Origin of the sequence: Bradyrhizobium sp., assembly GCF_017881085.1 — a bacterium.
Lineage (GTDB): Bacteria > Pseudomonadota > Alphaproteobacteria > Rhizobiales > Xanthobacteraceae > Bradyrhizobium.
The window spans coordinates 25,902-33,944 of the sequence record NZ_JADGRI010000012.1 but is presented as its reverse complement, the minus strand read 5'-3'; the positions used below and the strand labels follow the sequence as shown (position 1 = coordinate 33,944).

Below are 8,043 nucleotides of genomic sequence, written 5' to 3'. Positions count from 1 at the left end.
CGGAAACCAAGTCACAGACCACCACCGGCCAGGCCGGCGCCGCCGCGAAGCTTTCGACCGAGCAGCGCACCAAGATCACCACGGTGATCCGGGATCAGCGCATTGCGCCCGTCAACAACGTCAACTTCTCGATCTCGGTCGGTACCCGCGTGCCGCGCGAAGTGTCGTTCCACCCGCTCCCGGCGGAAGTCGTGACGGTTTATCCGGAATGGCGCGGTTATGAGTTCTTCCTGGTTCGCGACCAGATCATCGTGGTGGACCCGCGGACGCTCGAGATCGTGGCCGTGCTGGAAGCCTAAGAGCTGGAAGTCTAAAAGAGACCACGGAAACGAGTTCGGGGCGGGCAGCGATGCCCGCCCCTTATCTTGGGACGCTTGCGGCGGCCCCACAGCTATCTCTGAACATTGGTTAACAAGCGATTTCAGTGGGTTCTGCACAGGTTTTTACGAAATGGATAAGGCATTTGGGCGCGTCCAACGGGGCCTAAAGGCTTCCCCTTGGGCCTGTTGTTACCTATAACCCCGGCCACCCACAGCCCACATTGCCGGGATTTGAATGGCCAAAAGCCTTGCCGACAAAAGCCCTGCCGATACGATCTACGTGCTCAACGGTCCGAACCTCAATTTGCTGGGGACCCGTGAGCCCGAGACCTACGGCCATGCGACGCTCGCCGACGTGGAAAAGCTTTGCGCCGACACCTCGGCGCAGTTCGGGCTGAAGGCCGATTGCCGGCAGTCCAATCGCGAGGGCGAACTGATCGATTTCATCCACGAGGCCCATGCCCAAAAGGCCGCCGGGATCGTCATCAACGCCGGCGGTTATTCGCACACCTCGATCGCCCTGCACGACGCTTTGGCGGCGGTGAAAATTCCCACCGTCGAAGTGCACATCAGCAATATCTACGCCCGCGAGAGTTTCCGTCACCATTCCTTCACCGCCCGCGCCGCGTTCGCGACGCTTTGCGGCTTCGGCATCGACGGTTACCGGCTCGCGATCTCCGGTCTTGCCGCCAGGATCGGCGCCAAGGCAAAAGCCTGATATATCCGCCCGTCATTCCCCTGAAGAAAGTTCCGGATCAAGATCATGGCGCGCCAGCCTGACGACAAGACAGCCGCAAAATCCAAAAGCGACGACAGCGCGCTCATCCGCGAACTCGCGCTGCTGCTGGACGAGACCAATCTCAGCGAGATCGAGATCGAGCGCGCCGGCCTGCGGGTAAGGGTCGCGCGCAACATCAGTATCGCTGCATCGGTGCCCACGGGCTATCAACCCGCCGCAGCGCCGGCGACCGCGGGCGTCACGCCTGCGGCCGTTGCCGATATGGCAAAACACCCGGGCGTGGTGCCCTCGCCGATGGTCGGCACCGCCTATTGGGCGTCCGAGCCCGGCGCCAAGCCGTTCATCGAAGTCGGCTCCAAGGTGTCGGTCGGACAGACGCTCCTGATCATCGAAGCGATGAAGACGATGAACCAGATTCCGTCGCCGCGTGCGGGCACCGTGACGCAGATTCTCGTCGAGGACGGCCAGCCGGTCGAATTTGGCGAGCCGCTGGTCATCATTGAATAGAATTCGTCAACGTCAGGCGCTGCGATGTTCGACAAAATCCTGATAGCCAATCGCGGCGAGATTGCCCTGCGTGTTCTGCGCGCGTGCAAGGAACTCGGTATCGCCACCGTCGCGGTGCATTCCACCGCCGACGCCGATGCCATGCATGTGCGGCTTGCCGACGAAAGCGTCTGCATCGGCCCGCCGCCGTCAAAGGACAGCTATCTCAATGTGCCGGCGCTGCTGGCGGCCTGCGAGATCACCGGCGCGGACGCGGTGCATCCGGGCTACGGCTTTCTGTCGGAAAACGCCCGGTTCGCCGAAATCCTCGCCGAGCACAATCTGCATTTCATCGGACCCAAGGCCGAGCACATCCGCCTGATGGGCGACAAGATCGAGGCCAAGAAGACGGCAAAGAAGCTCGGCATTCCAGTGGTGCCCGGCTCCGACGGCGCGGTCGGGCCCGACGACGACGCGATGGGGATTGCGCAAGCCATCGGCTTTCCGGTGCTGGTCAAGGCGGCGTCGGGCGGCGGCGGGCGGGGCATGAAGGTCGCGCAGAGCGCCGAGGATTTGATGCTGGCGCTGTCCACCGCATCCAACGAAGCCAAATCGGCCTTCGGCGACGCCTCGGTCTATCTGGAAAAATACCTGCAGAAGCCGCGCCACATCGAAATCCAGGTGCTCGGGGACGGCCGCGGCGGCGCGATCCATCTTGGCGAGCGCGACTGCTCGCTGCAGCGGCGCCATCAGAAGGTCTGGGAAGAAGGCCCCTCGCCCGCGCTCGATGCCACGGCGCGCAAGAAGATCGGCGCAACCTGCGCCAGGGCGATGCAGGAGATGAAATATCTCGGCGTCGGCACCGTGGAATTCCTCTACGAGGACGGCGAATTCTATTTCATCGAGATGAACACCCGCATCCAGGTCGAACATCCCGTCACAGAGATGATCACCGATATCGACCTCGTGCTGGAGCAGATCCGCATCGCCGCCGGGGGCGACCTGCCGGTGACGCAGGATGAGGTCGTGATCAACGGCCACTCCATCGAATGCCGAGTCAACGCCGAAAGCCCCGTCTCCTTCCGGCCCTCGCCGGGCAAGATCCTGCAATACCACCCGCCGGGCGGCCTCGGGGTGCGGATCGATTCCGCGGTCTACCAGGGCTACGTCATCCCGCCTTATTATGATTCGCTGGTGGGCAAGCTGATCGTACACGGCAAGACGAGACAGGAGTGCCTGATGCGGCTGCGCCGGGCGCTGGACGAGATGGTGGTGGAAGGTATCGAGACCACGCTGCCGCTGTTCCGGGCCCTGGTCCGCGAACCCGCCATCATTGACGGCGACTATCACATCCACTGGCTCGAACAGTATCTGGCCGGCCAGCCGGCCGGCTGAGCCCGGCCTGCCCGGCCTGCCGGCCTGAAAAGAATTCAAGGCTACGGAACCATTTGCCCTGGCAAGAGTTCTAGCGTCGCCGGGAACTTGCCCCGCGGGGGACTGCTGAATTTCGCCAAGTGAAACACCTTTGACGCTTGATGCCATGCGCAGACGCGCGGTTGGGCAAGTCCTGCTGCTTGCGGCGGGATTTCTGGTGCTGGTCGCCATCAGCGCGTTGTCCGTCATCTTCGTCAACAAGGCGCGGGAAGACAGCGGCCTGGTGGTGCACACCGTCGAGGTGGAAAACCAGATCAACGCGCTGCTCTTGGAAATCCGCCGGGCAGAGAGCGCCGCGCGAGGCTATTTGCTGACCTTGGGACCGGAATTCCTGAGCGACCATACCGCTGCCGTGGCGACGGTTATGCCAGCCGTCGAGAAGCTCGCGCAGGCTACAGCAGACAATCCGGCTCAAGTCGAAAACGCCAGGAAGTTGCGTATCGCGATCGAAAGGCGGCTCGACCAGTTCGCGCGGGAAATGGACTTCGTCAGGCAAAACCAGCCCGCCGGCGCGGTCGCGCTGGTCCGCGAGGCTGCCGCGGAAAACAGCAGCGGCGCGATCCGCGAGGTGGCGCTGGCGCTGCGCGCCGAAGAAGAGCGTCTGTTCGCGGCCCGCAACATTGCAGCCGACCGCAGTCAGCGCATCGCCTCGGCCGTCACCATCGCCGGCTCGGGCCTCGTGATCGCGCTGGCCGGCATCTCGATTTTCCTGGTGCGGCGCTCGGCGCGCGCGCGCGACAGGGCCGAGGCGCAATTGCGCGACAACAACCTCAATCTCGAAGCGACCGTCGACGAGCGCACCGCCGACCTTCGCGAGGCCAACAACGAAATCCAGCGCTTCGCCTATATCGTCAGCCACGATCTGCGCTCGCCGCTGGTCAACATCATGGGCTTCACCAGCGAACTCGAGGAGTTGCGCGCCGACATCTTCAGGCGGATCGCGGCCCTCGGCCGCGCCGTCGGCTCCGCGCCGGTGCCGGTGCTCGCCGGGGACGCCGAGCCCGACCTCGAGGGAGCAGACAAGCAACTCTCGCTGGATTTCGCGGAAGCGTTGGGCTTCATCAAATCATCGATCGCCAAGATGGACCGGCTGATCTCCGCGATCCTCAACCTCACCCGCGAGGGACGGCGCGAGTTCGAGCCGGTGCGGATCGACACCCGCGAACTGATCGAAGCCATTGTCACCACGGTGGCGCATCAGGCTGCGGAAGCGGAAGCGCAGATTCGCATCGAGCCGCTGCCGGAGATCGTATCGGACCGGCTCGCGCTGGAACAGATTTTCTCCAACCTGATTGATAACGCGCTAAAGTACCTCAAGCCGGGCGTGCCCGGCGACATCTCGGTGCGGGGCCGGACCAAGATAGGTTTTGCGATCTTCGAGGTCGCCGACAACGGGCGCGGCATCGACCCCAAGGACCATCAGCGGATCTTCGACCTGTTTCGCCGCGCCGGCACCCAGGACAAACCGGGACAGGGCATCGGATTGGCCCATGTCCGCGCGCTGGTGCGGCGCCTGGGTGGAACCATGTCGGTGCAATCGGAACTCAACAACGGCAGCACGTTCACGATCACGCTGCCGATCCAATGGACAGCCAGTAACCGGAACAGAGATACATGAGCAAACCAGTTACCATCATTATGATCGAGGACGACGAGGGCCACGCCCGGCTGATCGAGCGGAACATCCGCCGGTCCGGCGTCAACAACGAGATCATGCCGTTCACCAACGGTACAGACGCCGTGAACTATCTGTTCGGCAGCGACGGCTCGGCGCTCGATCACAAGGGCCACGCGCTGTTGATCCTGCTCGACCTCAATCTGCCCGACATGACCGGCATCGACATCTTGCGGCGGGTCAAGGAGAACAAATATCTGAAATGCGCACCTGTCGTGGTGCTCACCACGACCGACGATTCCCAGGAAATCAAGCGCTGCTATGAACTCGGCTGCAATGTCTACATCACCAAGCCGGTGAACTACGATAGCTTCGCCAACGCCATTCGCCAGCTCGGGCTGTTCTTCTCCGTCATTCAGGTCCCCTCGGCAGCCACATGACCCCCGCGACGCCCACACTGCTGTACATCGACGATGACGAGGGGCTGGCCCGGCTGGTCGAGCGCGGCCTGACGCGGCTCGGCCTCAAGGTCGTGCATGCCGCCAGCGGCAACGAGGGGCTGGAGCGCCTGCAGCAGGGCGGCATCGACGTCGTCGCGCTCGACCAATTCATGCCGGGCCTCGACGGTCTGGAAACGCTGGAGCGGATCATGGCGATCCCGAACGCGCCGCCGGTGGTGTTCGTCACCGCCGCGCAGGATTCCAGCATCGCCGTCACCGCGCTGAAGGCCGGCGCCGCCGACTATCTGGTCAAGGACGTGCAGGGCGAGTTCATCCCGCTGCTGCAGGTCGCGGTCGCCGGCGCGCTACGGCAGGCGCAGATTCAAAAGGCCCGCGACGACGCGGAGGCCGAGGTTCATGCCTCGCGCGACCGCTATGCCGCGCTCGCCGCCGAGCGCGAAATGCTGCTGCGCGAGGTCAACCACCGCGTCGGCAACTCGCTGCAGATCATCGCCTCGCTGTTGCATCTGCAGGCGAATTCGAGCACCCAGGACGACGTCAAGGCCGCGCTGACCAACGCCATGGGCCGGGTCGCCGCCGTGGCGCAGGTTCACCGCCGGCTCTACACCTCCCACGACCTGAAGAGCGTGCTGTTGAACCAGTATCTCGACGCGCTGCTCGAGGACCTCCGGCGTTCCGCCGAGGGCAACCGGATGTCGCGGCTGACCCTCAAGGCCGAACCGGTCGAGATCGATCCCGACCGCGCGGTCGCGATCGGCATCATCGTCAACGAGCTCGTGATGAACGCCGTCAAATACGCCTACCCCGACGGCGCGGGTCCGATTCACGTCGAACTCACTGCGCAAGGCGACGATCTCGTGATGTCGATCGCCGACAACGGCGTCGGCCTCAACGTCAAGACCGATCCGCGTTCCACCGGCATGGGCCAGCGCATCGTCACCGCCATGGCCTCCAAGCTGGAGGCCAGCGTCGAGCGCGATCCCGGTCATGCCGGCACCCGGATCGTGCTGCGGTTCGGCCGCGTCAGCAAGGCCGCGGCAAAACCCGGCTGTACGGCGGCGAGCTAGCCGCGACGGCCTTCCCCCTGCTATCCTCCCGGGCATGACGTCCCGAGACTCCGCCTCGTCCGAGATCACGCCCGAAGTGCTGCTGCGGGCCTACGCCTGCGGCATCTTCCCGATGGCCGAGAGCGCCGACGATCCGACCCTGTTCTGGGTCGAGCCGGAAATGCGCGGCGTGATCCCGCTCGACGGTTTTCGCATCGCTTCCCGGCTCAAGCGCACCGTGCGCTCCGATGCGTTCACGGTGACCGTCAACAAGGCCTTCAAGGCCGTGATATCGGGCTGTGCAGCGCCGCAAGCGGGCCGCGACGACACCTGGATCAACAAGCGCATCCGGGACCTCTATGAGGGCTTGCACGAGCTTGGCCACGCCCACAGCGTCGAGGTCTGGCAGGACGACGACCTCGCCGGCGGGCTCTATGGCGTCAGCCTCGGGCGCGCCTTCTTCGGCGAAAGCATGTTTCATCGCGCCCGCGACGCCTCGAAAGTGGCGCTGGTGCATCTGGTGGCGCGGCTGATCGCGGGCGGTTTTGAGCTCCTGGACACGCAATATGTCACCGAGCATCTGCGCAGCTTCGGCGCGGTCGAGATCCCGCGCCGCCGCTATACCGCATTGCTCGACCGGGCAATCCGTGGGAACGCGGATTTTTGCCGGCTGCCGGTCGATCGCCCGCTCAGCGGCGAAGAAGCGCTTGCGATTATCGCCGCGCGCGGGTGATCGTCCCCAATGTTATTGCCTGAAAATTCCGAACAGGCCGCCGGGCTGCTGCGGCGGGGGCTGCGGCTGCGGTTGCTGCTGCTGGGACTGCTGCTGCGACGGTGGTAGTGGCTGCGGCGGACGGGGGGCCTGCTTCGGCGCCGCGCGCTTTTGTGCGGGCGGCGGGGCAGCCGGTGCCGGCTTCGGCGGTTCGGTCGGCGCGGCCGTGACGATGGTGGTGTCAGGGTTTTTGCAGTCGGTCAGCCAGATGTCATAGATCGGGTGCTCGACGCCATGCAGACCCGGGCTCGCCGCATACATCCAGCCCGAAAAGATCCGCTTCACCTCGCCTTGCAGCGTGATTTCGTCGACCTCGACAAAGGCGTCGGTGTTGGCGGCCTCGGTGGCGGGGCGCGTGTAGCAGGCGTCGGTCTTGACCCGCAGCGCGCCGAACTGGACGGTCTCGCCGATCTCCTCGTCAAAATTGATGATGCGGCCGGTTATCTTGTCCAGCCCCGAAAAGCTCGCCTTCTTGTTGACGATCTTCTGCGCCGGCGGCTCGGTCACGACTTCGTCGCCGGGCTGCAAGGTGGCCGGCGCCTGCGGAACGCTCTTGGGCTGCTTCTGGCCCGGCAGCGGATTGGCGCCGGGAGGGGCGACCGCGACCCCCTGGTTGGGCTGCGGCGGCGTCACCGCGATGCCAGGCTGAACGTTCTGCGGAACGACGGACGTGCCGGGCGGCGGAGCCAACGGTTGCGACTGCACCGATCCGGGCGGCGGAACATTCTGCCCCGGCAGCGGGCGGTTGGGCGCCGGCAGCACCCTGCCTTGCGGCAATTCCGGTACTTCCTCTTCGTCGTCGGGCGCCTGCTGCTGGTTGCCGCGGGGAATATTGCCGGGCGGGCGCGGCGACGGATCAGAAAAGATATTGCCAATCTGCGCGCGCGCCGGCGGCGCAAGCGAGATCGCACTGGCGGCCAGAAGGGCCGCAAAACCGGCTAGCGTAATGGTTCGAAGCATCTCGCGGCTTTAAAAGGCGAATCGGGCTCGCGACATAGTACAGACTTATCCGCCGCTCGCAGGGGCCCCGGTTAACACGGCGAATACGGCGGGGAAAGGGCGGCTTTTGCCCTGCCCGGACGACTAGTCAGGCCGCGCTCCAGATGAAATAGTCGCCCCGATCAACGTTCGCGCGCCCCCGCCGAACCCCAAAAATCCGGACCAACCGGA

The 8,043-nt window shown here is 64.7% G+C and carries 9 protein-coding genes; 8 read left to right on the top strand and 1 reads right to left on the bottom strand.

Features of this window, described 5'->3' with window-relative positions:
- The 8 genes from QZ213_RS02565 to aat all read left to right on the top strand — a co-directional run.
- The coding region (locus tag QZ213_RS02565) for a DUF1236 domain-containing protein (RefSeq protein ID WP_291684478.1) at positions 1-299 on the top strand (299 nt) is incomplete at its 5' end.
- Positions 300-555: 256 nt separating this feature from the next.
- Complete coding sequence (gene aroQ, locus QZ213_RS02560) at positions 556-1,038, top strand: type II 3-dehydroquinate dehydratase (RefSeq protein WP_291684477.1); 483 nt, start codon at positions 556-558, stop codon at positions 1,036-1,038.
- Positions 1,039-1,083: 45 nt separating this feature from the next.
- Positions 1,084-1,566 (top strand): acetyl-CoA carboxylase biotin carboxyl carrier protein, encoded by a 483-nt coding sequence (gene accB, locus QZ213_RS02555; RefSeq protein ID WP_291684476.1) that lies wholly within the window; start codon positions 1,084-1,086, stop codon positions 1,564-1,566.
- Positions 1,567-1,590: 24 nt separating this feature from the next.
- The gene (accC, locus tag QZ213_RS02550; RefSeq protein WP_291684475.1) at positions 1,591-2,940 is read left to right on the top strand and encodes an acetyl-CoA carboxylase biotin carboxylase subunit; all 1,350 of its coding nucleotides are present in this window, start codon (positions 1,591-1,593) and stop codon (positions 2,938-2,940) included.
- Positions 2,941-3,085: 145 nt separating this feature from the next.
- On the top strand, positions 3,086-4,597 hold the full coding sequence (locus QZ213_RS02545) for a CHASE3 domain-containing protein (protein ID WP_291684474.1): 1,512 nt from the start codon (positions 3,086-3,088) through the stop codon (positions 4,595-4,597).
- A complete protein-coding gene (locus QZ213_RS02540) occupies positions 4,594-5,034 on the top strand; it encodes a response regulator (protein ID WP_291684473.1) in 441 nt (146 codons plus the stop codon). The genes QZ213_RS02545 and QZ213_RS02540 overlap by 4 nt, the downstream gene beginning before the upstream one ends.
- Positions 5,031-6,122 carry a response regulator gene (locus QZ213_RS02535; RefSeq protein ID WP_291684472.1) on the top strand — a complete coding sequence of 364 codons (1,092 nt, stop codon included), beginning with the start codon at positions 5,031-5,033 and terminating at the stop codon, positions 6,120-6,122. Before QZ213_RS02540 ends, QZ213_RS02535 begins: the two co-directional genes overlap by 4 nt.
- A 34-nt stretch (positions 6,123-6,156) precedes the next feature.
- On the top strand, positions 6,157-6,834 hold the full coding sequence (gene aat / locus QZ213_RS02530) for a leucyl/phenylalanyl-tRNA--protein transferase (protein ID WP_291684471.1): 678 nt from the start codon (positions 6,157-6,159) through the stop codon (positions 6,832-6,834).
- Between the two features lie 12 nt (positions 6,835-6,846).
- Here aat and QZ213_RS02525 read toward each other — a convergent pair whose 3' ends face one another.
- Positions 6,847-7,833: a DUF2155 domain-containing protein gene (locus tag QZ213_RS02525; protein WP_291684470.1), complete on the bottom strand. Its 987-nt coding sequence runs from the start codon at positions 7,831-7,833 to the stop codon at positions 6,847-6,849.
- Between the last annotated feature and the right edge of the window lie 210 nt (positions 7,834-8,043).